The 26,946-nt window shown below is 52.1% G+C and carries 20 protein-coding genes and 5 tRNA genes; 22 read left to right on the top strand and 3 right to left on the bottom strand.

Features of this window, described 5'->3' with window-relative positions; genetic code table 11:
• Positions 1 to 314: 314 nt before the first annotated feature.
• Positions 315 to 1,550 (bottom strand): 3-deoxy-D-manno-octulosonic acid transferase, encoded by a 1,236-nt coding sequence (locus tag KM934_RS09405; protein ID WP_215760365.1) that lies wholly within the window; start codon positions 1,548 to 1,550, stop codon positions 315 to 317.
• A gap of 11 nt (positions 1,551 to 1,561) precedes the next feature.
• A complete protein-coding gene (gltX, locus tag KM934_RS09410) occupies positions 1,562 to 3,079 on the bottom strand; it encodes a glutamate--tRNA ligase (protein WP_215760366.1) in 1,518 nt (505 codons plus the stop codon).
• 144 nt (positions 3,080 to 3,223) lie between these two features.
• Here gltX and KM934_RS09415 point away from each other — a divergent pair, with 144 nt between their 5' ends.
• Positions 3,224 to 5,290 carry an HD family phosphohydrolase gene (locus KM934_RS09415; RefSeq protein ID WP_215760367.1) on the top strand — a complete coding sequence of 689 codons (2,067 nt, stop codon included), beginning with the start codon at positions 3,224 to 3,226 and terminating at the stop codon, positions 5,288 to 5,290.
• A gap of 245 nt (positions 5,291 to 5,535) precedes the next feature.
• Here KM934_RS09415 and KM934_RS09420 read toward each other — a convergent pair whose 3' ends face one another.
• Positions 5,536 to 6,570: a malate dehydrogenase gene (locus KM934_RS09420; protein WP_215760368.1), complete on the bottom strand. Its 1,035-nt coding sequence runs from the start codon at positions 6,568 to 6,570 to the stop codon at positions 5,536 to 5,538.
• A 217-nt stretch (positions 6,571 to 6,787) separates the two neighbouring features.
• On the opposite strand from KM934_RS09420, the gene KM934_RS09425 reads away from it, so the two are divergent.
• The 21 genes from KM934_RS09425 to KM934_RS09525 all read left to right on the top strand — a co-directional run bounded on the left by KM934_RS09425 (position 6,788) and on the right by KM934_RS09525 (position 26,539).
• Complete coding sequence (locus KM934_RS09425; protein WP_215760369.1) at positions 6,788 to 8,578, top strand: aminopeptidase P family protein; 1,791 nt, start codon at positions 6,788 to 6,790, stop codon at positions 8,576 to 8,578.
• A 159-nt stretch (positions 8,579 to 8,737) separates the two neighbouring features.
• Entirely contained in the window at positions 8,738 to 8,923 is a 186-nt protein-coding gene (locus KM934_RS09430; RefSeq protein WP_215760370.1) for a hypothetical protein, read from the top strand.
• A 32-nt stretch (positions 8,924 to 8,955) separates the two neighbouring features.
• The gene (gene rpsU / locus KM934_RS09435) at positions 8,956 to 9,147 is read left to right on the top strand and encodes a 30S ribosomal protein S21 (RefSeq protein WP_215760371.1); all 192 of its coding nucleotides are present in this window, start codon (positions 8,956 to 8,958) and stop codon (positions 9,145 to 9,147) included.
• Between the two features lie 89 nt (positions 9,148 to 9,236).
• A complete protein-coding gene (locus KM934_RS09440) occupies positions 9,237 to 10,115 on the top strand; it encodes a tyrosine recombinase XerC (RefSeq protein ID WP_215760372.1) in 879 nt (292 codons plus the stop codon).
• Positions 10,116 to 10,144: 29 nt separating this feature from the next.
• Complete coding sequence (hpf, locus tag KM934_RS09445) at positions 10,145 to 10,447, top strand: ribosome hibernation-promoting factor, HPF/YfiA family (RefSeq protein WP_215760373.1); 303 nt, start codon at positions 10,145 to 10,147, stop codon at positions 10,445 to 10,447.
• 100 nt (positions 10,448 to 10,547) lie between these two features.
• A tRNA-Thr gene (locus KM934_RS09450) sits at positions 10,548 to 10,621 on the top strand.
• A gap of 22 nt (positions 10,622 to 10,643) precedes the next feature.
• Positions 10,644 to 10,726 (top strand) — tRNA-Tyr (locus tag KM934_RS09455).
• Positions 10,727 to 10,746: 20 nt separating this feature from the next.
• A tRNA-Gly gene (locus KM934_RS09460) sits at positions 10,747 to 10,819 on the top strand.
• 9 nt (positions 10,820 to 10,828) lie between these two features.
• Positions 10,829 to 10,903 (top strand) — tRNA-Thr (locus KM934_RS09465).
• Between the two features lie 117 nt (positions 10,904 to 11,020).
• A complete protein-coding gene (gene tuf / locus KM934_RS09470; RefSeq protein WP_215760374.1) occupies positions 11,021 to 12,229 on the top strand; it encodes an elongation factor Tu in 1,209 nt (402 codons plus the stop codon).
• A 62-nt stretch (positions 12,230 to 12,291) separates the two neighbouring features.
• Positions 12,292 to 12,364, top strand: a tRNA-Trp gene (locus KM934_RS09475).
• A gap of 15 nt (positions 12,365 to 12,379) precedes the next feature.
• The gene (gene secE / locus KM934_RS09480) at positions 12,380 to 12,571 is read left to right on the top strand and encodes a preprotein translocase subunit SecE (protein ID WP_215760375.1); all 192 of its coding nucleotides are present in this window, start codon (positions 12,380 to 12,382) and stop codon (positions 12,569 to 12,571) included.
• A gap of 14 nt (positions 12,572 to 12,585) precedes the next feature.
• Positions 12,586 to 13,134: a transcription termination/antitermination protein NusG gene (gene nusG, locus KM934_RS09485; protein ID WP_215760376.1), complete on the top strand. Its 549-nt coding sequence runs from the start codon at positions 12,586 to 12,588 to the stop codon at positions 13,132 to 13,134.
• 54 nt (positions 13,135 to 13,188) lie between these two features.
• Complete coding sequence (gene rplK / locus KM934_RS09490) at positions 13,189 to 13,629, top strand: 50S ribosomal protein L11 (RefSeq protein ID WP_215760377.1); 441 nt, start codon at positions 13,189 to 13,191, stop codon at positions 13,627 to 13,629.
• Between the two features lie 26 nt (positions 13,630 to 13,655).
• Positions 13,656 to 14,348, top strand: coding sequence for a 50S ribosomal protein L1 (gene rplA / locus KM934_RS09495; RefSeq protein ID WP_215760378.1), 693 nt, complete (start codon positions 13,656 to 13,658; stop codon positions 14,346 to 14,348).
• 18 nt (positions 14,349 to 14,366) lie between these two features.
• The gene (gene rplJ, locus KM934_RS09500; protein ID WP_215760379.1) at positions 14,367 to 14,891 is read left to right on the top strand and encodes a 50S ribosomal protein L10; all 525 of its coding nucleotides are present in this window, start codon (positions 14,367 to 14,369) and stop codon (positions 14,889 to 14,891) included.
• 85 nt (positions 14,892 to 14,976) lie between these two features.
• Positions 14,977 to 15,357 carry a 50S ribosomal protein L7/L12 gene (rplL, locus tag KM934_RS09505; protein WP_215760380.1) on the top strand — a complete coding sequence of 127 codons (381 nt, stop codon included), beginning with the start codon at positions 14,977 to 14,979 and terminating at the stop codon, positions 15,355 to 15,357.
• A gap of 149 nt (positions 15,358 to 15,506) precedes the next feature.
• Positions 15,507 to 19,316: a DNA-directed RNA polymerase subunit beta gene (gene rpoB, locus KM934_RS09510; protein WP_215760381.1), complete on the top strand. Its 3,810-nt coding sequence runs from the start codon at positions 15,507 to 15,509 to the stop codon at positions 19,314 to 19,316.
• 26 nt (positions 19,317 to 19,342) lie between these two features.
• Positions 19,343 to 23,692, top strand: coding sequence for a DNA-directed RNA polymerase subunit beta' (gene rpoC, locus KM934_RS09515; RefSeq protein WP_215760382.1), 4,350 nt, complete (start codon positions 19,343 to 19,345; stop codon positions 23,690 to 23,692).
• A gap of 364 nt (positions 23,693 to 24,056) precedes the next feature.
• Positions 24,057 to 26,300 carry an endonuclease/exonuclease/phosphatase family protein gene (locus KM934_RS09520; RefSeq protein ID WP_215760383.1) on the top strand — a complete coding sequence of 748 codons (2,244 nt, stop codon included), beginning with the start codon at positions 24,057 to 24,059 and terminating at the stop codon, positions 26,298 to 26,300.
• Positions 26,301 to 26,353: 53 nt separating this feature from the next.
• Complete coding sequence (locus KM934_RS09525) at positions 26,354 to 26,539, top strand: hypothetical protein (RefSeq protein ID WP_215760384.1); 186 nt, start codon at positions 26,354 to 26,356, stop codon at positions 26,537 to 26,539.
• The last annotated feature ends 407 nt before the right edge of the window (positions 26,540 to 26,946 follow it).

The following is a 26,946-nucleotide window of genomic DNA, read 5'->3' on the forward strand; positions in this document are numbered from 1 at the left end:
ACCTTGATTATTTAACATTTATGCGACTGCGTCGCATTCTTCTGCAAACTTAGAGCATTCTTCTGCAAACTTAGAGTTAATTCGGGAAATTTGTTGTTACCGCGTCTGAGCGTAAAAAACTCTTAGTTGTTTAATTATAACTATGGTGTGAATTTCAGGTTAGCCTCAGACGTGCGCCCGAGTCTGAGCGTATATCCCGTTTTATTCGTTTTGCGGGCCGTAAAAAGAAAGGCGCCTTGGAAGGGTGACCCGATGGGGGCGGAACCTTCCAAGGCGCTTTATTTAGTCCTATTGAATGTTGTTGTTGTGACGGCTTACTGCGCTTTGTTATTGAAGCAGGCTTCGATGACCTTCTCCGAGGCCCCTGCGTGAGAGAGCACATAGTGGTAGGCGTGTTTGCCCATGTCATTACCGTGGCTGATGGCAGCGATGACCGCATCCATCTTAACCTTGAACTCCTCGGCACCACTGATCTCCAGACCGCCGCTGCAGGCTTTCAGCCCCTGCGCCTCGCGGAACTTCTGGTTGTTAGGGCCGAAGAACACTGGCACGCCCCATACGGCTGCCTCCAACGTGTTGTGGATGCCCACACCAAAGCCACCGCCTACGTATGCCACCTGTCCGTAGCGATAGATGCTCGACAACAGGCCGAAGCAGTCGATGATGAGCACGTCGGCCTCGCCAACCGTCTCCTCTGTGGCTTGCGTGTAACGCACCACGCGGCGACCCTCCAACAGATGCATGATTTGCGACAGGTGATCCTCGCCAATGACATGTGGCGCGATGATCATCTTCCAGTCCTTGTGCTTGTTGAGATAGGGTATGAAGATCTCCTCGTCGGGAAGCCACGAACTTCCTGCCACGAAGACATGCTCAGTTTGTGCGGTGAACTTCTCCACGAGTGGCAGTTGCTTTGCCGCCTCCTTGATCTCCAGCACACGGTCGAAGCGCGTGTCGCCCACCACCTCCACATCATTGATGCCGAGCGTGGCCAACAGGCGCTTGCTCTCCTCGTTCTGCACAAACAAGCGCGTGAAGCACTTAAGCACGTTGGCATACTTGCGGCCGTACCACTTGAAGAACACCTGGTCGGGGCGGAAGATGCTCGACACGCTATACACAGGCACGCCACGATGGCGCAGGATGTGCATGTAGTTGTACCAGAACTCATACTTGATGAAGAACGCCATCACCGGTCGGATGGTACGCAGGAAACGGCGTGCGTTGCTCACCGTGTCGAGCGGCAGGTAACACACGATGTCGGCTCCCTCGTAGTTCTTACGCACCTCATAGCCCGAGGGCGAGAAGAACGTAAGCAGAATTTTATACTGTGGGAACTCGTGGCGTATGTGCTCGATGAGTGGCCGCCCCTGTTCGAACTCGCCCAGCGACGCGGCGTGGAACCAAATATAGCTGGCGTTGGGGTCGACCTTCTCTTGCAGAACGCTGATGGCCGCCTGTTCGCCCTGCCACATCTTGCGCACCTTGTCGTTGAACAAGGCCGCCGTCCGCACGCCGAGGCTGTAGAGGTTCATGATGAAGTTATACATGACTTCTCGATTTATCCAAGTGTTTCGATGGCCTTGGCCATACGGTGGAGTGTTTCCTCCTTACCCAGGAACGCTGCGATGTCGAACATGCCGGGACCCTTACCAATGCCCACCAAGGCCAGGCGCCATGCGTTCATGATGTCGCCCATCTTATATTCCTTGTCGGCGATCCATTGCTCGACGATAGGCTCTTGGCCCTCCACGGTGAAGTCGTCGATGCCGCGCAGCACCTCCATCAGTTCGGTCATTTGCTGTGCGCTGTATGCCTTCCAGCGTTTCTTCGCCGTCTTCTCGTCGTACTCGGTGGGCGCGATGAAGAAGAAGCTGCAGAGGGGCCACAGTTCACGCACGAAGCTCACGCGGTCTTTCATCATGTGAACAACCTGTTTCACGCGGTCGAACGTCTCGTCGACACCATTGTTGGCCACGATGGGGGCGAACAGGAGAGCGATCTCCTCGTCGTCCTTACGCAGGATATACTCGTGGTTGAACCACGCAGCCTTCTGGAAGTCGAACTTAGCGCCGCTCTTAGAGCACTTGCTGATGTCGAATGCCTGAACCAGTTGCTCGAGTGAGAACAGCTCCTGCTCTGTGCCAGGGTTCCATCCCAGCAACGCCAGGAAGTTGACCACGGCCTCGGGGAAATAGCCGCTCTCGCGATAGCCCGAGCTCACCTCGCCCGTCTTTGGGTCGTGCCACTCCAAGGGGAATACAGGGAATCCAAGGCGGTCGCCGTCGCGCTTGCTCAACTTACCCTTGCCCTCCGGCTTCAACAGCAGCGGCAGGTGGGCGAAGCGAGGCATGGTGTCCTCCCAGCCGAAAGCCTGATAGAGCAACACGTGGAGTGGGGCGGAGGGCAACCACTCCTCGCCACGGATGACGTGGGTGATCTCCATGAGATGGTCGTCGACGATGTTGGCCAGGTGATAGGTGGGCAGTTCGTCGGCACTCTTGTAGAGCACCTTGTCGTCGAGGATGTCGCTCTTCACACGCACATCGCCACGAATCATGTCGTTGACATGGATCTCCTGTCCCGGATCGATGCGGAAGCGCACGGTGTACTGGGCACCGTCGGCGATGAGCTGCTCCCACTGGGTGCGGTCCATAGCCAGCGAGTTGCGCATCTGCATGCGGGTGCGGGCGTCGTATTGGAAGTTTTGGATCTCCTTGCGCTTGGCCTCCAGCTCCTCAGGGGTGTCGAAGGCATAATAGGCCTTGCCCTCGTTGATGAGCTGGTCGACGTATTTCTTGTAGATGTCGCGACGCTCACTCTGACGATAGGGACCATGGCTGCCGCCAAACGACACTCCCTCGTCGAACTTGATGCCCAACCATTTGAAAGCCTCGATGATGTAATCCTCGGCTCCGGGAACGAAGCGATTGCTGTCGGTGTCCTCAATGCGGAACACCAGGTCGCCGCCATGCTGGCGTGCGAAAAGATAGTTGTATAATGCTGTGCGAACGCCGCCGATATGCAGCGGACCCGTTGGACTGGGTGCGAAACGCACTCTGACTCTTCTTTCTGCCATAGTGATAGAACGTTATTTTTTGCAAAATTACTACATTTTTTCCTTTTTAATGTATTTTTTTATTATTTTCGCACAGTAAATGGCTAAGTTTGGGGAACAAGGGCTTGCCCTTGGTTCCGCAGCGTTGGCGTTTTGGTAAGGAACATGAAATATTTCGATTTTTATAAGAACACAAGTTATATATGGCGCAGAGCCCTGACACGTGTGGGACTGGTGCTGGTTACAGTGGTGCTCATCGTGTGGTTCCTACCCAGAAGGGAAGGTAGCCAATATGTGTACGACGTGGATGAGCCATGGCGTTATGGCGACATGATCGCCCAGTACGACTTCCCCATCTACAAGACCGAGGAGACGCTGGCCATGGAGAAAGACTCGGTCCTCAAACTGTTTGTGCCCTATTTCGACTACGACAAGAAGGTGGAGGCGCGCGTCATGGAGAAGTTTGACCAGGACTTTGCGGGAGGTTTGCCCGGTCTGCCCGCCGAGTTTACGGCTGTGGTGCGCAACCGCCTGCACAGGCTCTACCAGACGGGTATCATGGAAACGCCCTTGTTCAACAGCGTGCACCGCGACACCACCAGCATGGTGCGTGTGGTGGTGGGCAAGAACGTGGAGCAGATGATCGTGGAGGACTTCTACTCCACGATGAGCGCCTATGAGCAACTGCTTTCTGACGAGAGCCTCTCGGCCGACCGACAGGCCCTGCAGCGCTTGAACCTCATCAACTATATTGAGCCCAACCTTGTTTACGACAAGGCACGGTCGGAGACTGCCAAGAACGACCTTTTAGGAACCATTCCGCCCGCCAACGGCATGGTGAAGGCCGGGCAGAAGATCATTGGTACGGGAGAGATCGTCACCGAGGAGCGTTACCGCGAGTTGGTGTCGCTCGAAAAGGAGATGAACCGACGTGGAAGCAGCATGGAGCAGGTGGACCTCAATTTCATCGGCAATGCGTTGTATGTGTTGTCGTTTGTGATCATCTTCACCATCTATCTGACGCTCTTTAGGAACGATTATTTCAACAAGCCCCGCAACATACTGATGCTTTATGCGTTGGTCACCATCTTCCCCATCATGGTGTCGCTGATGATGCAACACTCCTATTTCAGTTTTAGTGTCTATGTGTTGCCGTTTGCCTTTACGCCCATCTTCGTGCGAGTGTTCCAGGACTCGCGCACGGCCTTCATCACCCACATGGTGATGGTGTTTATCTGCGCCGCCGCCCTGCGCTATCAGTTCGACTTCATCGTCATCCAGATGTTGTCGGGATTGGTGGCCATCTATTCGCTGCGCGAGATGTCGTCGCGCGCCCAGGTGTTCAAGACCGCCCTGATGGTGTTTATCGCCACCTGCTTCACCTATTTCACGTTGCGGTTGATGCAGAGCGGCACGACGTTTAACCTCGATGCGAGCATGTATTCGCATTTCATGATCAATGGTGTGCTGCTGTTGCTGGCCTACCCGTTGATGTATGTGGTGGAGAAGGCGTTTGGATTCACGTCGAACGTCACGCTGATCGAGTTGTCGAACACCAATGGTGTGTTGTTGCGCCGGCTGAGCGAGGAGGCGCCCGGTACCTTCCAGCACTCCATCACCGTGAGCAACCTGGCGGCCGAGATAGCCAACCGCATCGGTGCCAACAGTACGTTGGTGCGTACGGGTGCCCTCTATCACGACATTGGCAAGATGAAGAATCCCGCGTTCTTCACGGAGAACCAGCAAGGAGGCGTCAACCCCTATGATAACCTCGCCGACAAGGAGAGCGCGCAAATTATCGTGGAGCATGTGGTCAATGGCGTGAAGTTGGCGGAGGAGAACAACCTGCCGGTGATTATCCGCGACTTCATCCTCACCCACCATGGTCACGGCATGGCCAAATACTTCTATATCAAATACCAGAACGAGCATCCCGACGAGATCGTCGACAAGGAGCCGTTCACCTATCCCGGCCCGAACCCTTACACCCGAGAGCAAGCCATCCTGATGATGGCCGACAGTTGTGAGGCGGCGTCGCACTCGCTGAAGGACTATTCGGACGAGAGCATCACCAAACTTGTCAATCAGATCATCGACGGACAGGTCGACGCAGGTTTCTTCACCGAGGCCGCCATCACCTTCCGCGACATCAGCGAAGCCAAGACGGTGCTCATCGATCGCCTCAAGGCCATCTACCACACCCGCATCAAATACCCCAAGCTGAACAGGTAGGATGCATGGCGCGCTCTTGGCTTGGCGCATGGGCCCCCTGTGTCTCGAAGGGGATCGCGGGCGTTGGCTGAGGCCCAAACTATTTGAGGAAGAACATGTGAAATGTAAGATTTGCGCTGTGAAAGCGGCTGAGCCGAACGGTTGCCTCTGCGCGTAAAAAGATAAAAAGAAAAGCCCCATCGATCAACGGTCGATGGGGCTTTTTATGCGGTTTGGCGGATAGTGATCAATCCGCGCGGTGCGATTTACAGGTTGGCGTTATCTTCCTTCCACTGCTCAACGGGAGGAACGATGCCGAGGTCGATAACCTCCTTGCGCATGTCGCAGAGGTGCTCGTATGACTTCTGCAGCTCAGCCAGTTCCTCAGGAGTGCCTGTGGGAACAGTGTAGTGAACGCCAGTCTTGTCGATCGTGGTGGGGAGAGCCATCATAACGTCCTTGATGCCCAGCTCGGGGAGGTTGGCGTAGCAACCTGCGGGCAGAGTGAAGGGCTCGCCACCCATAGCAGCCTCGATCATCTTCACAGCGTTGTAGGCAGGGCTCTGGAATGAGCTGCGGCCACGGAGCTTGATGATGTTTGAACCACCCTGAGTGGTCATGTGCTTGATCTCAGCCCAACGCTCGTCAGAGAGACCCATCTCCTGGAGAGGCTTGCCGTCGATCTTCACCTGAGAAGCGAAGACAGCCATCTGCTCACCGTGACCACCGTAGGTGTGGGCGCCGGTAACCTTATCCTGCTGAACACCGAACTCGAGGGCCAGAGCCTGCTGCAGACGTGTAGAGTCGAGGGCAGCGAGAGAGGTCAGCTGGTTGGGCTTCAGGCCGCTGTGGATAAGAGCGGTCAGAGCGGTAACGTCAGCGGGGTTGAATATCACCACTACGTGCTCCACGTCGGGGCAATACTTCTTGATGTTCTCACCGAAGTCGGCGGCAATCTTACAGTTGCCCTTCAGCAGATCCTCGCGGGTCATGCCAGCCTTACGGGGAGCACCACCTGAAGAGATGATGTATTTGGCGCCAGTGAAAGCCTTCTTGGCAGCCTCGGCAACCTTCTCAGGGTCGTTCATGTCCTCAACGGCAGGAGCGTAGTAGCTCAGGTTGGCGCCAGGAACGCCGCACTGCTGCATCTCGTCGAACACACCGTGCACACCTGGCTCATAGATATCGTACAAGCAGATGTTAGGAGTAAGCCCCAGCATCAAAGCGCTCTGAACCATGTTAGAACCAATCATACCGCCTGCACCGACGATAAGAAGCTTGTCATTTGTTAAATACTTCATAGTGAATTGTTATTTTTAAGAATGTAAGTGTTTATCAAGATGTGTGACGATGCGGAGAATGGCTGTGGCCGATACCTTACCGTCTCTTTTCTGCAAAGTTAATAAAAAAAGTATCTTAGCGTGCAATTATTCGGTTTTTAATTTGTTGTTTATTCTTAAAAAGCGTATCTTTGTCATGTCTATTTGGCAAAAACCAAACCGTTTAAATCTTTTGATTATGAAGGAATACATAGCTCAACGATTGGAAGCCTTGCGCGAGGTGATGCGCTGCGAGAAGCTCGATGCTTTTATCTTCCCCAGTACCGACCCCCACAACTCGGAGTATGTGCCTGACCGCTGGAAGGGCCGTGAGTGGATTAGTGGATTCAATGGGTCGGCGGGAACAGCTGTGGTGACGATGCACTCGGCCGCCCTGTGGACCGACAGCCGTTATTTCATCGCTGCTGCCGACCAGCTCTCGGGCACCGAGTTCCAATTGATGAAACTGAAGATAGAAGGCACGCCGACCATCAGTGAGTGGCTGGGAAGTGAGCTGCGCGAGGTGAGCTCCGCACAGGTGGGCGTGGATGGCATGTGCAATTCGGCAGCCAACGTGGAGGTGCTCGTGAGCGACCTGCGTCGCGAGGGTGGCATCACCGTGAGGACCAATCTCGATCCGTTGGACATTGTGTGGACTGATCGCCCGCAGATTCCCGCCTCGAAGGTGGAGATACAACCTGTGGAGCTGGCCGGCGAGACGGTGGCGTCGAAGCTGACGCGCATTCGCAAGGCGCTGCGTGACTTGCACGCCGACGGTATGCTTATGTCTGCCCTCGACGATGTGGCGTGGACGCTCAATCTCCGTGGAACCGATGTGCATTGCACTCCGGTGTTTGTGTCCTACCTGCTTATCTCGACCACAAGCGCCACCTTATATATAAATAAGGAGAAACTGACGCCCGAGGTTGAGGCCCATCTGGAGAGCCAGGGCGTGAAGATGGCTGACTACGACGATGTGCGCAAGGGTATCAAGGAATATGCTGAGTATAACATCCTGCTCGACCCGAACGAGACCAATTACACCTTGTCGCGCCTGGTCGATGTGCAGGAGGTGATTCGACACAAGAGTCCCATCCCCGCCATGAAGGCCATAAAGAACGAGGCGGAGATACGCGGTTATCGGTCGGCCATGCTCAAGGATGGCATCGCCTTGGTGAAGTTCCTGCGTTGGCTGAAGCCCGCCGTGGAGGCTGGCGGCCAGACAGAGATATCCATTGACAAGAAACTCACCAGTCTGAGAGCTGAGCAACCCTTGTTCCGCGACATCAGTTTCGACACAATCGCCGGATATGGTGCCCATGGGGCCATTGTGCACTATGAGGCCACGCCCGAGACCGACATCCCGTTGGAACCGCATGGATTGTTGTTGCTCGATAGTGGCGCGCAGTACCAGGACGGAACGACCGACATTACACGCACCATCGCGCTGGGTCCGGTCAGCGATTACGAGAAGCATATCTACACGCTTGTGCTGAAAGGCCATATTCAGTTGGAGATTTGCAAGTTCCCCTCGGGAGCCAGTGGTACGCAGATGGATATTCTGGCCCGCGAGGCCATGTGGCGCGAAGGACTCAACTATCTGCATGGCACCGGCCATGGAGTGGGATCGTACCTCAGCGTGCATGAGGGCCCTCATCAATTCCGGTTGGAATGGATGCCGGCGCCTTTCCTTGAGAATATGACCGTAACCGACGAGCCCGGCATCTATTTGGCAGGCCAGTTTGGAGTGCGCATAGAGAACACGTTGCTTATCAGCCATTACAAGGACACCGAGTTTGGTAAGTTCCTGCAGTTTGAGTCGCTCACCCTGTGCCCCATCGACACGACGCCAGTCGTCAAGGAAGAGTTGCTCCCCGAGGAAGTGGCTTGGTTGAACGAATACCACCAGCATGTGTACGACATGCTCGCACCCCATCTCGACGACGAGGGTGACAAGGAATGGTTGCGTAAAGCCACCATGCCTATCTAATCCCTACGGAACACAGTTGGCTGTCCGCCATCCCATGTGCCAAGTCTCCTTGCCGAGGCAGTTGTGGCACCTGGGGCGGCGGACTTTTTTGTGGAGCGACGATGCGAGTTGTGCGGCTTGGCACGGCAGGTAGGTGAGAACCCATAAGGAGAAGAACGAATGGTCGACAGAAAAGCGATTGACCTTTGCCGCGCGGAGAAATTAGGGGTGAAAGGCGAGCTCTTATCCATCTTGAAAGCGCCTGTTTGCGAACGCATTGCACAAAACAATCGAAAAATTTGTGTATTCGGAAAATATGATGTAATTTTGCACCCGCAAATTGTGGCATCACGCCCTTTTGCGTAAGTTTAACATTAAAATTTTAAAACCAAAACAACATGATTATTGTACCTGTAAAGGATGGCGAGAACATCGAAAGAGCGCTGAAGAAATTCAAGAGAAAATTCGAAAAGACTGGTGTGGTGAAGGAGCTTCGCGCTCGTCAGCAGTTTGACAAGCCGTCAGTCAAGAAGCGCTTGAAGATGGAGCACGCCATTTACGTGCAGCATCTGCGCGACGAGGAGCAATAAAAATTTTCCTCGGAAAATTTGGTAGTTCCAAATAATTTCCGTATATTCGTTGCCGAAAACCTACTTATGTAGAATTCAAGTGGCGTAGGATGATCGAAAAGTTCTTGAACTATCTGCAATATGAGCAAAACCGCTCACCGCTCACGGTGGCGGCATACGCAGAAGACTTACGGGCCTTTGAGCAGTTTTTCAAGAACTTGGATGGTCAGCTCTCTTGGCAAAATGTGGACACGGACGTGATCCGCGATTGGATGGAGAGCATGGTCGACAAGGGAAACAGTGCCACCAGTGTCCACAGGAGACTGTCGGCGCTTCGCTCCTTCTACCGCTTTGCGCTTGCGCACCAGCTCGTAGAACGCGACCCGGCCCACCAGGTGGAATGCCCCAAGGAAAAGAAAGCCCTTCCGCAATTCATGAGGGAGGACGAAATGGACCGATTGCTCGATGACATCGAGTGGGGAACAGGCTATCAGGGAGTGCTCGACCGTACCATCATTATGACGTTCTATCAGACGGGCATACGCCTGTCGGAGCTCATAGGACTCACCGACGCCGCCATCGACTTGCCAAACCGCCAACTGAAAGTGACGGGAAAGGGCAACAAGCAACGCGTGGTTCCCTTCGGGGACGAGTTGGCCAAGTGCCTGCAGTGCTATGCTTGTGAGCGGGATCGCTTGGAGGAACGATGTTCCGACGCGTTCTTCGTCAGCCATAACGGTTGCAAGCTCACGCCCCAGCAAGTGAGAAAAATAGTGAGGATGAGGTTGGCCGCGGTGTCCACCGCCAAGAAAAGGTCGCCTCACGTGCTTAGGCACACCTTCGCTACGGCCATGCTGAACCATGGAGCTGGCATTGAGAGTGTCAGAAGGCTTTTGGGCCATGCGAGTGCCTCCACAACGGAGATATACACGCACACCACTTTCGAACAGCTCAAGCGAATATATCATGAGGCCCACCCCAGGGCTTGAGTTTAACCTTTTAATAATAGGAGGTAACTATGGAAATTAGGATTCAGTCGATTCACTTCGACGCTACCGAGAAGTTGCAGGCCTTCGTAGAGAAGAAGACCGCTAAGTTGGAAAAATCATTTGAAGACATTCAGAAAGTAGAGGTGCAATTGAAGGTTGCCAAGCCAGCCACAGCATTGAACAAGGTTACAAGCATCACGGTCACAGTGCCGGGTGGTAGCCCCATCTTCGTCGAGAAGACATGCGACACTTTTGAGGAAGGAGTCGACCAGTGCGTGGATGCGCTTAAGGTTCAACTAGGGAAATTCAAGGAAAAATTAAGAAATCACTAAAATTTTCCTCGAAAAGTTTTGGAGATTAAAAAATAAGTAGTATCTTTGCAGCCGTTTTACAACAGGTCCTTCGACAAGTCGCAATGCGGCTGCAGGATTTGCCTCTTTAGCTCAGTTGGCCAGAGCACGTGATTTGTAATCTCGGGGTCGTTGGTTCGAATCCGACAAGAGGCTCTCCCGAAAGGGGTAAAACAAAGGGTGGTTACCAGAGTGGCCAAATGGGGCAGACTGTAAATCTGCTGGCTCTTGCCTTCGGTGGTTCGAATCCATCACCACCCACTCGGTCGGAAACGACTCACGCGGAAATAGCTCAGTTGATAGAGCACTAGCCTTCCAAGCTGGGGGTCGCGGGTTTGAGCCCCGTTTTCCGCTCAATATTTTGCTGTAATAGCTCAGTGGTAGAGCACTTCCTTGGTAAGGAAGAGGTCCTGAGTTCAACTCTCAGTTACAGCTCCACTTCTGATTTGTTCTCGACTACTTGAACAAAGTTTCGGAACCGGAACAATGAGGAACAATGAAACAAAACAATACTCTTTTGATTATTTAATTGATTAAAATAAAAAAAGTAAAGCTATGGCTAAAGAAGTTTATCAGCGCACCAAACCGCACGTAAACATCGGTACTATCGGTCACGTTGACCATGGTAAGACCACTCTGACAGCTGCCATCTCTAAGGTGCTCCATGAGCGTCTGGGAACTGGTGAGGATGTTAAGAGCTTCGATCAGATCGATAATGCTCCTGAGGAGAAAGAGCGTGGTATCACTATCAACTCTTCACATATCGAGTACGAAACAGCTAATCGCCACTATGCACACGTTGACTGCCCGGGTCACGCCGACTATGTGAAGAACATGGTTACCGGTGCTGCCCAGATGGATGGTGCTATCCTCGTTGTTGCCGCTACCGACGGTCCTATGCCTCAGACTCGTGAGCACGTGTTGCTCGCTCGTCAGGTGAACGTGCCCCGTATGGTTGTGTTCCTGAACAAGTGCGATGACGATGAAGTTGATGAGGAAATGATCGACCTCGTTAAGATGGACGTTCAGGACCTGCTCACTTCTTACGGTTATGAGGAGGAGACTCCTATCATCTGTGGTTCTGCTCTCGGCGCACTGAACGGTGTCGCTAAGTGGGAAGACAAGGTGATGGAGCTCATGGACGCTGTTGACACATGGATTCAGGAGCCTACACGTGAGGTTGATAAGCCCTTCTTGATGCCTGTTGAGGACGTGTTCTCAATCACTGGTCGTGGTACTGTTGCTACAGGTCGTATTGAGACTGGTCGTTGTAAGATCGGTGACGAGGTTCAGCTGCTCGGTCTCGGTGAGGACAAGAAGTCAGTTATCACCGGTGTTGAGATGTTCCGCAAGACTCTTCCCGAGGGTGAGGCTGGTGACAACGTAGGTCTGTTGCTTCGCGGTATCGATAAGGATGAGGTTAAGCGTGGTATGGTTGTTGTGCACCCGGGTGTCATCACTCCGCACGATCACTTCAAGGCTTCCATCTACGTGCTGAAGAAGGAAGAGGGTGGCCGTCACACTCCGTTCGGTAACCGCTATCGTCCTCAGTTCTACCTCCGCACTATGGACTGCACAGGTGAGATCACTCTCCCCGAGGGCGTAGACATGGTGATGCCTGGTGATAACGTTGAGATTGAGGTTCGCCTGATCTACAAGGTTGCTCTGAACGAGGGTCTTCGTTTCGCTATCCGTGAGGGTGGTCGTACGGTTGGCTCTGGCCAGATCACATCAATTCTCCCCGACGTGGAGGAAGAGGGTTAATCTGATTAACAGTTAATTCTAAATAAAGGGTCTCTGTGCCCTTGTGACACAGAGACTCACTTACGGGTTTAGCTCAGTTGGTAGAGCACTGGTCTCCAAAACCAGGTGTCGAGAGTTCGAGTCTTTCAACCCGTGCTAAAAGAAGATAATATGTTCAAGAAGATAGCAAATTATTGCAAGGAATGTTACGACGAACTTGCGCATAAGACTACTTGGCCAACTCGTGCCGAATTGACACACAGTGCAGTGGTTGTATTATCTGCTTCCCTTATCATTGCACTTGTAGTTTTCGGTATGGATCTCGTCTTCGAGAATCTCATGAAGTTTGTTTATCCAGGTTAATTTCCAAGAAAGAAATGGCTGAAGCAGGTAAGAATTGGTATGTGATGCGTGCGGTTAGCGGCAAGGAAGCTAAGTTGAAAGAATACATCGAGGCTGAATTGAAGCATAATCAACTGCTCGCTGATCATGTTTATGAGGTGCTGATCCCTATGGAGAAGCATGCGTCAATACGTGGCGGTAAGCGTGTGGAGAATGAGAAGATTTCTCTACCGGGTTACGTGTTTGTGCAGGCCGATTTGATTGGTGATGTCCCCACCTTGTTGAGGTTCATGCCTAATTGCCTTGGTTTCCTTGGTGGTTTGGATAATCCTACTCCTGTTCCTCAAGCTCAGATCAACCGTATGTTGGGTGCTGCTGAGGAGACAGAGATTCACAATGAGGTTAGTGTGCCCTTCGTTCTCGATGAGACTGTGAAGGTCATGGAAGGTCCTTTCAGTGGCTTTGAAGGTGTGATTGAGGAAATCAACACAGAAAAGCGTAAGCTGAAGGTAATGGTTAAGATCTTCGGTAGGAAAACTCCTCTGGAGCTCGGTTTTATGCAAGTTGAGAAGGTGACAGAATAGTTGTTACGGACTATCTTCCCTTTTATACGTTTCAATTATTTTAATAAAAAAGAAATGGCTAAAGAAGTTGCTGGATTAATCAAATTACAGATTAAGGGTGGCGCTGCAAATCCTTCACCTCCCGTAGGTCCTGCTCTTGGTTCCAAGGGCATTAACATTATGGGTTTCTGCAAGGAGTTCAATGCACGTACCCAGGATAAGGCCGGCAAGGTATTGCCTGTCGTTATCACATACTACACGGACAAGTCTTTCAGCTTTGTGATCAAGACTCCTCCCGCAGCTGTTCAGTTGCTCGAGGCTTCTAAGAGCAAGAAGGGATCAGGCCAGCCCAATCGTAACAAGGTGGGTAGCGTCACTTGGGATCAGGTGAAGGCTATTGCTGAGGATAAGATGGCTGATTTGAACTGCTTCACAGTTGAGAGTGCTATGCGTCTCGTTGCTGGCACAGCTCGTAGCATGGGTATTACAGTCAAGGGTGACTTCCCCGGTGAATAATTAACTCTTCAATTTAAATTAGTAAAATGAGTAAACTGACAAAGAATCAGAAATCAGTAGCTGAGAAGGTTGAAGCAGGGAAAGTCTATGCATTGAACGAGGCTGCTCAGTTGGTGAAGGATATCACCACTACTAAGTTCGACGCTTCGATTGATATCGACGTTCGTCTTGGTGTTGACCCTCGTAAGGCTAACCAGATGGTCCGTGGCGTTGTGTCACTGCCTAACGGTACTGGTAAGTCTGTTCGCGTGCTCGCACTGTGCACACCCGATCAGGAAGAGGCTGCTAAGGCAGCTGGAGCTGATTATGCTGGTCTCGATGAGTATATCGAAAAAATTAAGACTGGTTGGACTGACATCGACGTGATCATCACTATGCCTTCTTGCATGGGTAAGGTTGGTCCGTTGGGTCGTGTTCTCGGTCCCCGCGGTTTGATGCCTAACCCCAAGAGTGGCACTGTCACTATGGATGTTGCTAAGGCCGTGAAGGAAGTGAAGCAAGGTAAGATCGATTTCAAGGTTGATAAGACTGGTATTATCCATACCTCTATTGGTAAGGTTTCTATGACCGCCGAGCAGATCTATGGTAACGCTAAGGAGTTCATCAACACTGTGATTCGTTTGAAGCCTGCTGCTGCCAAGGGAACTTATATTAAGAGTATCTTCCTTTCCTCTACAATGAGTAAGGGTATCAAGATTGATCAGAAATCTGTCGAATAACTCTAAAAGTTTGGTAAAATGAAGAAAGAAGCTAAAGATACTATAATTGTTGAACTTGGTCAGAAGCTGAAGGAATATCCTCATTTCTACTTGGTCGATGTGACCGGCATGAACGCAGAGGATACAAGTAATCTTCGTCGCAAGTGTTTCAAGGAGCAGATCAAGATGGTCGTTGTGAAGAATACTCTTCTCCACAAGGCTCTTGAGGCAACTGAGACCGACTTCTCTGAACTTTATGGTGCTTTGAAAGGTAACACTGCAGTGTTGTTCTGCGAGACTGCCAATGTACCTGCAAAGTTGCTGAAAGATAAGGAAATTGCTAAGGCTGGCGTGCCCTCTTTTAAGGCCGCTTATGCTGAGGAAGGTATTTTCGTTGGTGCCGACAAGCTCGACGAGTTGTCTTCTATCAAGAGCAAGAACGAGGTTATTGCAGATGTTGTCGCTCTCTTGCAGTCTCCTGCAAAGAACGTTATCTCTGCTCTGCAGTCAGGCGCTGGCACCATTCACGGTGTGCTTAAGACTTTAGGCGAGCGCCCTGAGTAACAAGGTTTTGATGGCTCCTATATCATGGAGCGTCGAACTATAAAGTCTATTCATTATTAACAAGAAAAATTAAAATTAGAATAAAATGGCAGACGTAAAAGCTATTGCAGAAGAGTTAGTAAATCTTACTGTTAAGGAAGTTAATGAGTTGGCAACTGTCCTGAAGGACGAGTATGGTATCGAGCCCGCCGCTGCAGCTGTTGCTGTGGCTGCCGGTCCTGCTGCAGCTGGTGCAGCTGAGGCTGCTGAGGAGAAGACATCTTTCGATGTTGTCCTCACTGACATCGGCGCTACTAAGCTTCAGGTTGTGAAGGCTGTTAAGGAGGCTTGTGGTCTCGGTCTGAAGGAGGCTAAGGCTCTCGTTGAGGGTGCTCCTGCTACAATCAAGGAGGGTCTCTCAAAGGACGAGGCTGAGAACCTGAAGAAGGCCATCGAAGAGGCTGGTGCTAAGGTTGAGCTGAAGTAAGCAGTCAGAGGTTAGACCTCTCAACTTATTATAACATAAATGGTTAGGATTTGCCCAGTCGGTGAGTCCTAACCTTTTTGTGTCTTTCAAGTTTTTTTTGTATCTTTTCAAAGAAAACTTCACAGGTAACAGATTCACAAATCATTTTTATGACCAAAGTTGTAAATAACAGAGTAAATTTCGCAAGCGTCCATAATCCGTACCCATTCCCGGATTTCCTCGACGTTCAGCTGAAGTCATTCCGCGACTTCTTGCAGTTGGACACTCCGCCTGAGGAACGCAAGAACGACGGTTTGTATAAGGTGTTCGCAGAGAACTTCCCTATCACAGACACGCGTAATAACTTCGTTCTTGAGTTCTTGGATTACTATATCGACCCGCCCCGCTATTCTATTGATGAGTGTTTGGAGCGTGGTCTGACATATAGCGTACCCTTGAAGGCTAAGATGAAGCTTTACTGCACTGATCCTGACCATGAGGACTTTGGAACGTTTATCCAGGATGTTTTCTTGGGTACCATTCCTTATATGACAGATAATGGTACGTTCGTCATCAATGGTGCTGAGCGTGTTGTTGTTGCTCAGTTGCACCGTTCTCCTGGTGTTTTCTTTGGTCAGGGCGTTCATGCCAATGGTACCGTTCTGTACAGTGCTCGTATTATCCCGTTTAAGGGTTCTTGGATCGAGTTCGCTACAGACATCAATAATGTCATGTACGCTTACATTGATCGTAAGAAGAAGTTGCCCGTAACAACCATGTTGCGTGCTATCGGCTACGAGTCTGATAAGGACATCTTGAAGATCTTCGATCTCGCTGAAGAGGTGAAGGTTAACAAGAAGAACCTGAAGGCTTGCCTGGGCCGCAAGCTCGCTGGTAACGTTATGAAGACCTCTTACGAGGAATTCACTGATGAGGATACCGGCGAGGTAACGCTCATGCAGCGTAACCAAGTAATCTTGGATCGTGGCACCGAGATCACTGAGGACAATTATGATTTGATCCTCGATAGTGAGGTGCAGACCATTTTGTTGCACAAGGATGAGGAGACAGCCAATAAGTTCTCTATCATTTTCAATACGCTTGCTAAGGACCCCAGTAACTCGGAGACGGAGGCTGTTCGTTACATCTATCGTCAGCTTCGTAATGCTGATCCTGTGGATGACACCAGCGCTCGCGAGGTTTTCCAGAACTTGTTCTTCTCTGACAAGCGTTACGACTTGGGTGAGGTGGGTCGTTATCGTATCAATACCAAGCTCGGTCTCGACACGGATGGCGATGTGCGCGTTCTTACCAAGGAGGATATCATTGCCATCATCAAGTATCTGATCAAGCTCATCAACTCTAACGCAAGCGTTGATGACATCGACCACCTTTCGAACCGTCGCGTTCGCACCGTTGGTGAGCAGTTGGCCAACCAGTTCTCTATTGGTTTGGCACGTATGAGCCGCACCATTCGTGAGCGCATGAATGTTCGTGACAATGAGGTGTTCACACCGACCGACTTGATCAATGCCAAGACTATTTCAAGCGTCATTAACTCGTTCTTCGGTACCAACCCGTTGAGCCAGTTCATGGACCAGACCAACCCGCTCGCTGAGGTGACTCATAAGCGTCGTCTTTCAGCACTCGGTCCTGGTGGTTTGACCCGTGAGCGCGCAGGTTTCGAGGTTCGTGACGTTCACTATACACACTACGGTCGTCTCTGTCCTATTGAGTCGCCTGAGGGACCGAACATCGGTCTGATTTCTTCGCTCTGTATGTATGCCACCATCAATGAGTTGGGCTTCATCGCCTCTCCGTACCGTGTGGTGAAAGACAGCAAGGTTGACATGGACAACGACGATGTTGTCTACCTCACCGCAGAGGAAGAGGAAGGTAAGTTCGTTGCCCAGGGTAACGCTCCGTTAAGAGAGGATGGTTCGTTCATCCGTGCCACGGTCCACACCCGTAAGGCTGCCGACTTCCCTGTTGTCACTCCCGATAGAGTCGACCTGATGGACGTTGCTCCTCAGCAGATCGCTTCTGTGAGTGCCGGTCTGATTCCTTTCTTGGAGCACGATGACGGTCACCGCGCCCTGATGGGATGTAACATGATGCGCCAGGCCGTTCCTTTGCTCCATAACGATGCTCCTATCGTGGGTACTGGCTTGGAGAAGCAGGTGTGTGAGAACTCTCGTACCATGGTGATGGCTGAGGGTGAGGGTGTCATCGAGTATGTTGACGCTACAACCATTCGCATTCTTTACGATCGTACGGAGGATGAGGAGTTTGTGAGCTTCGAGCCCGCTCTGAAGGAATATCGCATTCCTAAGTTCCGTCGTACCAACCAGAATATGACCATCGACCTTCGTCCTATCTGCGAGAAGGGCCAGCGCGTCAAGAAGGGTGATATCCTCACAGAGGGTTACGCCACTGAGAATGGTGAGTTGGCACTGGGTCGTAACCTCTTGGTGGCTTACATGCCTTGGAAGGGTTACAACTATGAGGACGCTGTCGTTATCTCAGAGCGCATGGTGCGCGAGGATGTGCTGACATCAGTCCACGTCGATGAGTATTCTCTCGATGTGCGTGAGACAAAGCGTGGTGTTGAGGTCTTCACAAGCGATATCCCCAACGTGAGCGAAGAGGCCACTAAGGACCTCGACGAGAACGGTGTTATCCGTGTCGGTGCTCGTGTGGAGCCCGGCGACATCATGATCGGTAAGATTTCACCTAAGGGTGAGAGCGATCCTTCACCTGAGGAGAAGTTGCTCCGCGCTATCTTCGGCGACAAGGCCGGTGACGTGAAGGACTCTTCATTGAAGGCCAATCCTTCGTTGAGCGGTATTGTTATCGACAAGAAGTTGTTCACTCGTGCTGAGAAAACCCGTGAGTCGAAGAAGCAGGATAAGATCCTGTTGGCTAAGATCGACGAAGAGTATGAGGCCAAGCACGAAGACCTGAAGAACATGCTGGTCGACAAGCTGATGACTCTTACCAACGATAAGACCTCACAGGGTGTGAAGGATTACACAGATGCTGAGATCATCAACAAGGGTAGCCGCTTCACGGTAGCCGCTCTGAAGAACCTCGAGTATGATGGTGTTCAGAGTAATGGCTGGACGGATGATGAGCGCATCAATAACATGATTCAGCATCTGATCATGAACTTCATCCGCAAGGACAAGCAGTTGGCCGCTGAGCAGAACCGCCGCAAGTTCGCCATTACCATTGGTGATGAGTTGCCTTCTGGTATCTTGAAGATGGCTAAGGTTTACATTGCCAAGAAGCGTAAGATTCAGGTGGGTGATAAGCTCGCCGGTCGCCACGGTAACAAGGGTATCGTGTCTAAGATCGTACGTATGGAGGACATGCCGTTCTTGGCCGATGGTCGTCCTGTCGACCTCGTGTTGAACCCGATGGGTGTGCCTTCTCGTATGAACCTGGGACAGATCTTCGAGGCTATCCTCGGAGCTGCCGGTAAGAAGATGGGCGTTAAGTTCGCCACACCTATCTTCGATGGTGCAAAGCTCGACGACCTGCGCGTGTGGACCGACAAGGCTGGCCTGCCCAACCTTTGCTCAACAACCGTTTACGACGGTGAGACGGGTGAGCCGTTCGACCAGCAGGCCACAGTGGGTATCACCTACTTCTTGAAGTTGGGCCACATGGTTGAAGACAAGATGCACGCTCGTTCTATCGGTCCGTACAGTTTGATTACCCAGCAGCCGTTGGGTGGTAAGGCCCAATTCGGTGGACAACGTTTCGGAGAGATGGAGGTTTGGGCTCTTGAGGGCTTCGGCGCAAGCCATGTGCTTCAGGAGATGCTTACCATCAAGAGTGATGATGTCACCGGGCGTTCTAAGGCTTACGAGGCCATCGTCAAGGGCGACTCTATGCCAACACCAGGTATTCCTGAGTCTCTGAATGTGCTCCTCCACGAGTTGCGTGGTCTTGGACTGAGCGTGAAGTTGGATTAATGTTTGAATATTGAAAAGTTAGAAACATGGCTTTCAAAAAAGATACAAAGGTAAAGAATAATTTCTCGAAGATTACCATCAGCCTTGCATCTCCCGAGGAAATCAAGGAGAACTCGTATGGTGAGGTCACCAAGCCGGAGACTATCAACTACCGTACCTACAAGCCTGAGCGCGATGGTTTGTTCTGTGAGAAGATTTTCGGTCCCACGAAGGATTACGAGTGCGGCTGCGGTAAGTACAAGCGCATTCGCTATAAAGGCATCGTTTGCGACCGATGCGGAGTGGAGGTAACAGAGCGCAAGGTGCGCCGTGAGCGTAGCGGACACATTGAGCTCGTTGTTCCCGTTGCCCACATTTGGTATTTCCGCTCTCTCCCCAACAAGATCGGTTACCTTCTTGGACTTCCTACCAAGAAGCTAGATACTGTGGTCTATTACGAGAAGTACATCGTCATCCAGCCCGGTGCCGTTGCTGGCATGAAGAACCCCGAGACGGGCGAGGACCTCAATGGCTCGCACCGGCTCGACCTTCTTTCTGAGGACGAGTATCTGAATATCGTCGACAACAGGTTGAGCGACACCAACGATCTTCTTGACGATTCAGACCCCAACAAGTTCATCGCCAAGATGGGTGCCGAGGCCATTCTCGATCTGCTCCATGAGCTGACCATCGAGGATGCCAATGGTCTGACAGGTCTCGACAAGCTCTCTTTCGAGCTGCGCGACCGCGCCAGCAACGACTCAAGCCAGATGCGTAAGACTGAGGCCTTGAAGCGTCTGCAGGTTGTCGAGGCATTCCGTTCCTCTAAGAATGTGAACAAGCCCGAGTGGATGATCATGAAGATTATTCCCGTCATCCCGCCTGAGCTTCGTCCGCTCGTTCCGCTGGATGGTGGCCGTTTCGCCACATCCGACCTTAACGATCTCTACCGTCGCGTCATCATCCGTAACAATCGTTTGAAGCGCCTGATGGAGATCAAGGCCCCCGAGGTCATTCTCCGTAATGAGAAGCGTATGCTTCAGGAGGCTGTCGATTCATTGTTCGACAACAGCCGCAAGGCCAGCGCCGTCAAGAGCGAGTCTAACCGTCCTTTGAAGTCGCTTTCCGACTCTCTGAAGGGTAAGCAGGGTCGTTTCCGTCAGAACCTTCTCGGTAAGCGTGTCGACTACTCAGCCCGTTCGGTTATCGTCGTCGGTCCTGAGTTGAAGATGGGTGAGTGCGGTCTTCCTAAGTTGATGGCCGCTGAGCTCTATAAGCCGTTCATCATCCGCAAGCTCATCGAGCGCGGCATCGTGAAGACGGTGAAGAGCGCCAAGAAGATTGTCGACCGTCGTGAGCCCGTTATTTGGGATATCCTCGAGAACGTGATGAAGGGTCATCCGGTGCTGTTGAACCGTGCCCCGACACTTCACCGTCTGTCGGTGCTTGCCTTCCAGCCCAAGCTCATCGAGGGCAAGGCCATTCAGTTGCACCCGTTGGCTTGTACACCGTTCAACGCCGACTTCGATGGCGACCAGATGGCTGTCCACCTTCCTTTGAGCAACGAGGCAGTGCTTGAGGCTCAGATCCTGATGCTTCAGAGCCACAACGTTCTGAACCCTGCCAATGGTGCTTCCATCACCGTTCCTTCACAGGATATGGTGCTTGGTCTTTACTATATCACCAAAATTCGTCCCGGAGCCAAGGGCGAGGGCCTTTCTTTCTATGGTCCTGAGGAGGCAATCATCGCTTACAACGAGAAGCGTTGCGACCTTCACGCTCAGGTGAAGGTGCTTGTCGACGATCTCGTCGATGGCAAGCGTGTTCGTCACATGGTCGAGACCTCTGTGGGTCGTGTCGTGGTCAACGAGCTTGTGCCTTCAGAGATTGGCTTCTTCAATGGCATCATTTCTAAGAAGTCGTTGCGTAACCTCATTGCCATCGTAATTAAGTCGGTGGGTATGGCTCGCGCCTGCACCTTCCTCGATGGCATCAAGAACTTGGGTTATCGCATGGCATACCTCGCCGGTCTGTCGTTTAACCTCGACGATATCATCGTTCCTGACGACAAGAAGGCCATTGTTCAGAAGGGTCAGGATGAGGTCGACAACATTACCGCCAACTTCGATATGGGTCTTATCACCGATAAGGAGCGTTACAACCAGGTGATCGATGCATGGACACACGTCAACGCCAACCTGAAGAAGGCTGTGATGAAGCACATGACCGAGGCCGACCAGGGCTTCAACGCCGTGTATATGATGCTCGACTCTGGTGCTCGTGGATCTGCCGATCAGATTGCCCAGCTTGCTGGTATGCGTGGTTTGATGGCCAAGCCTCAGAAGGCTGGTGCCGAGGGCAACTCCATCATTGAGAACCCTATTCTTTCTAACTTGAAGGAGGGTATGTCGGTGCAGGAGTACTTTATCGCCTCTCACGGTGCCCGTAAGGGTCTTGCTGATACGGCTATGAAGACTGCCGACGCCGGATACCTCACACGTCGTCTTGTCGACGTGGCTCACGATGTGATCATCACCGAGGAGGACTGCGGTACCTTGCGTGGTCTTGAGTGCCGTGCCTTGAAGAATGGCGACGAGGTCATCTCTTCTCTGTCAGAGCGCATCCTTGGTCGTGTTTCTGTTCACGATGTGGTCGATCCTCATACCAATGAGGTGATCGTTGTCGCTGGTGAGGAGATCCGCGAGGACGAGGCCGAGCGCATCGAGAAGTGCGGTGTCGAGATGGTTGAGATCCGTTCAGTGCTTACCTGTGAGAGCAAGAAGGGCGTATGCCGCAAGTGCTACGGCCGTAACCTTGCCACCGCCAAGATGGTTCAGATGGGTGAGGCTGTCGGCGTGATCGCCGCTCAGGCCATCGGTGAGCCGGGTACCCAGCTTACGCTCCGTACCTTCCACGCTGGTGGTGTTGCCGGTAACGTGGCAGCCAACGCAGGCATCAAGGCTAAGAACGAGGCTCGTCTGAAGTTTGAGGAGCTGCGCACCGTGCCTTACGTCGATGACAATGATGTTGAGTGCCAGATGGTTGTTAGCTGCTTGGCCGAGGTTCAGTTCATCGATCAGAATACCGATATCGTCCTGTCGTCTATGCAGGTGCCTTATGGTAGCTCATTGTACTTCAAGGATGGCGACAATGTGAAGCCAGGCGATCAGATTTGTCGTTGGGACCCCTTCAATGCTGTTATTGTCAGTGAGTACGCTGGTAAACTCTGCTTCCACGACGTGGTTGAGGGCCAGACGTTCAAGGCTGAGACCGATGAGACCTCTGGTATGACAGAGCGTATCATCACCGATTCACGCGACCACACCCTCGTTCCTACGGTCGATGTGGTTAACGCCGACGGTGAGGTGCTCGTAACCTATAACTTGCCTGTGGGCGGCCACTTGGTTGTTGAGAATGGCGACGTCATCAAGACTGGTACCACATTGGTTAAGATTCCTCGTGCCGTGGGTGGTGCTGGTGATATCACCGGTGGTCTGCCTCGTGTCACCGAGCTCTTCGAGGCTCGTAACCCGTCTAACCCTGCTGTTGTGTCTGAGATCGATGGTGAGGTGTCAATGGGTAAGCAGAAGCGTGGTAACCGCGAGGTGATCGTTACCTCTAAGACCGCCGACCAGAAGAAGTATCTCGTTCCTCTGTCACGTCAGATCCTGGTTCAGGAGCACGACGCCGTTCGCGCCGGAACACCGTTGTCTGATGGTTCTATCACTCCCAACGACATCCTTGCCATCAAGGGTCCGACGGCTGTGCAGGAGTACATCGTCAACGAGGTGCAGGACGTTTATCGTCTGCAGGGTGTGAAGATCAACGATAAGCACTTCGAGATCATCGTTCGTCAGATGATGCGTAAGGTGCGCATCGACGATCCGGGCGATACCATCTTCCTCGAGCAGGAGTTGGTCGACAAGCTCGATTTCGCTGATGAGAACGACCGCATCTGGGGCAAGAAGGTTGTCACCGACGCTGGCGACTCTGAGGTTCTCGTGAAGGGTCAGATTGTTTCCGCTCGCAAGTTGCGCGACGAGAACTCAAGCCTGAAGCGTCGCGACCTGAAGCTCGTTCAGGTGCGTGATGCCGTTCCCGCCACTTCTACACAGGTGCTGCAGGGTATCACCCGCGCCGCTCTGGGTACGAAGAGCTTCATGAGTGCCGCATCGTTCCAGGAGACCACGAAGGTGCTCAACGAGGCCGCTATCCGCGGTAAGGTCGACCATTTGGAGGGCATGAAGGAGAACGTTATCTGCGGTCACCTCATCCCTGCCGGTACAGGTCTTCGTCGTTGGGAGAAGATCATTGTTGGTTCACGTGAGGAATACGACCGCATGGAGGCCAACAAGAAGAACGTCCTCGACTTCGCCAACCAGGCTGAAGAGCAATAATCCAGTCTTTAATATAGACTCTCTATAACCCGATGGCCGCCAACGCTCCAAAAGAGTGTTGGCGGCCATTCTGTTTTCTCCTCATTCTTCGTTTTCTCTGCGTGGCGTAGCCCGAGCAAGTTGGGCTCTTTACCTTTAGCTCAACCAAAACAATCTTGTCTCCCTCATGTTTCCTTCATGTTACGTTCGTGTTACATTCGTGTCCCGTTTGTGTAACTTTTTTCATCTTTTCCGCTTATCTGCTTGCGAGATTTTGCCAATATATGTAACTTTGCAGTTGGATTAATAGTCATCAAAAATGTGTTCGACCCGTGAAGGGCCCCTGCAAAAAAAAAGAACTTTAGGATACTATAACTATCAAAAGATGAAATTAACTATCAAAAATGTATTTCGCAAGGCACGGCGTGCCTTGTTGACTGCCGCAGCCATGCTTTCCGTTGCAAGCGCTTCAGCGCAGACCACCGTGCAGACCACCTTCAAGGTGTGCCCGCTCAATGTGGACGGTCTTCCCCAGAAATTTGCAGGAATCAATCTCAACCCTGACGGACCGGGTTCCGAGGGAACGCAGAAGATTGCCCAGTACATTGTGAAGAGTGGCATCGATGTGCTCGGATTGAGCGAGGATTTCAACTACAATGGCGACCTGAAGGTGGGTCTCGATGGCCAATACCAGATGGGCACATGGCGCGGACGCATTGCGCTGAACAACGAGGGTAACGTCGACCTGATGAAGCTGCGTTTCCCTACTGACGGCCTTCAGTTTCTCGTGAAGAACGGTTACTCGTTCGATGCTGAGAGCTGGGCTCCGTGGAACCAGAACTATGGTCACTTCTCTGATGGCGCCGACGAGCTCATCACCAAGGGCTACCGTTACTACCGCGTCAACTTCGGCCAGAACATCGTTGTGGAGTTTTATATCATGCACATGGATGCTGAGACCTCCGATGCCGACAACAAGGCGCGCGCCTCACAGTGGAAGCAGCTTCGCGATGCCATCATTGCCAACAACAGCGGTCTTCCGAAGATTGTGATGGGCGACACCAACAGTCGTTACACTCGCGACGACATCCTCAACCTCTTCACCAATCCCATCGTGGCCGATGGCAACTACACCGTGAGCGATGTGTGGGTGGAGAAGTGCAAGGGCGGCCTCTATCCTGAGCTGGGTAGCGAGGCGCTTGTCGTTCCTGAGGCCGACCGCACCAAGTCGAGCGCTTATGTTGCCAACGAGATTGTGGATAAGGTTCTCTATCTTAACCCCACCCACGGTGGCATGCAGCTCACCCCCAACTCCATCGTGTTCGATGCCGACAATTATCTCAAGGCCGACGGCACCCTGCTGGGCGACCACGTGCCTGTGGTCGTTGAGTTCCGCGCTGAAGGCACAACCTACGCTCCCGCCACCTCCGATTCGTTCTGGCGCGGTGAGACATGGGTGGGCAACGATCAGGCGGTCTATCTTTATAATGTGGGTAGCCACTATTTCGTGTCCAACGACTTTGCCCCCGTGGTCACCAACATCACGCAGGCTCCTATCTGGCATATCTATGGGGGCGATCAGTTTACCATCAGCAATGAGGATGGTTATCGTCTGCAAATGGGACAGTTTAAACAACAACAAGGTGTGGTGTCAGGAACTGGTGCCACCACGTTCAACAACCACGAGCCAGGTATTACCGCTGGTAGCCACCGCATCGGATTGAAGGATTTTGGGACTTTTTTAGATACGCGCACCCACTTCTTTACCGTTGCCACGGAGAAAGGAAAGAAAATATATACCGCTGCTGAGACCAAAGATGTCTACAACGACTGGCTTCTCATCTCTGAGGAACAGAAGCAGGCTTATCTCACCTATGTGGGCCTCTACAACAAGGCGCTCAGCTTGCTCGGCACTCGCGAGGACCTCGACGCCCCGCTCTCATCCGTCCTTCAAGACACCCAAAACTCCAACTACTCTCGCAGCGCCGACGACATCAAAAAGTTGCAGGATATGATCACCGAGTATGAGCGTCTCAACGTGAAGATCACCGACGCCAAGTTTGCCACCACATGCCTGCCTTGGAACGGCATCGTGCCTGCGGGTGTCAAGGTGTTTACCGCCACGAAGTACGACGACAAGGCCACTCCCTGCTCGGTGATCCTTAAAAGCTATGAGGGCGACGTGCTGCCTCAGGGCGTTGGCGTAGTGCTCTTCTCTGAGACTCCCGGCACCTACACCTTCACACGCACCGACGCTGAGGCTGCGGCTCCCGCCGACAACATCCTGAGTGGCACCTACAAGCGCATCGCAGGCGGCAACCTCGATTTTGAGAACCACAACTATATGTTGCTTGGCAACAAGACCGCTGGCGTGGGCTTCTATCGCTTGGCCGAAGATTCCTACATTCCTGCCTATCGTGCTTACATCCTTCGCGACAAGACGGCTGCGAGCCTCATGGCCAAGGTGGTTTTCAGCGACGCCACGGGTGTGGCCCAGGTGGAAATGCCCACCAACGCCAAGGCCACAGGCGTCTATGGCATTGCCGGCGACAAGCGCAGTAAGATGGTGCGCGGCATCAACATCGTTCGCATGAGCGACGGCTCGGTGCGCAAGCTACTGGTGAAGTAACTTCCATCTCATGAAATTAGGATAACATCAAGCAAACTATAGCATCATTGGTTATGAATGATAAGAAAACATATATCTGCCGCCCTCAGACCGTAGTGGTGAGAGTGGCCGTAAGCAACATGATATGCACGTCGATTCCTTCACACGACAAATCTACCGACGAGACGATCAAAGGTGAGGAGTCGCTCTCCAAGGAGCACGTCAACGCATGGAACATGTGGGACGACGAGTCCAAATAATATCTAATAAAGATCCCTTTTTTCCAATGGCATCTCCAATCCCCGGGGATGCCATTTTTTTCATTTCATTAGTAAGCAGTTTGTGTCAAGCACAATCTTTCTCATTTGCGAGAAGCTCGTAAATGTTCATTTCCCCATGAAGGAGCGTCAAAAGGCAAATTACGCGGGCTGAAAGCCCAATGACCTCCATAGCCCAGGGCGTCGCTTCGCTTGCCCTGGGCTATGAACTTCTGTCCCTTCGGGACGTGCTGGTTTGACTTTCGACCTCTGGTTTTCTTGCTGCGTCTTGATGTACTACATCATGTGAAGAATCCTCATAAAAAAGGATCATCCGACATTTGGAGTGAAAAAGAACACACGTGAGTATTTACGCTCAGACGCGGTAACAACGAATTGAACGAATTAAC

The sequence above is a fragment of the Hallella faecis genome (genome assembly GCF_018789675.1).
Taxonomy (GTDB): domain Bacteria; phylum Bacteroidota; class Bacteroidia; order Bacteroidales; family Bacteroidaceae; genus Prevotella; species Prevotella faecis.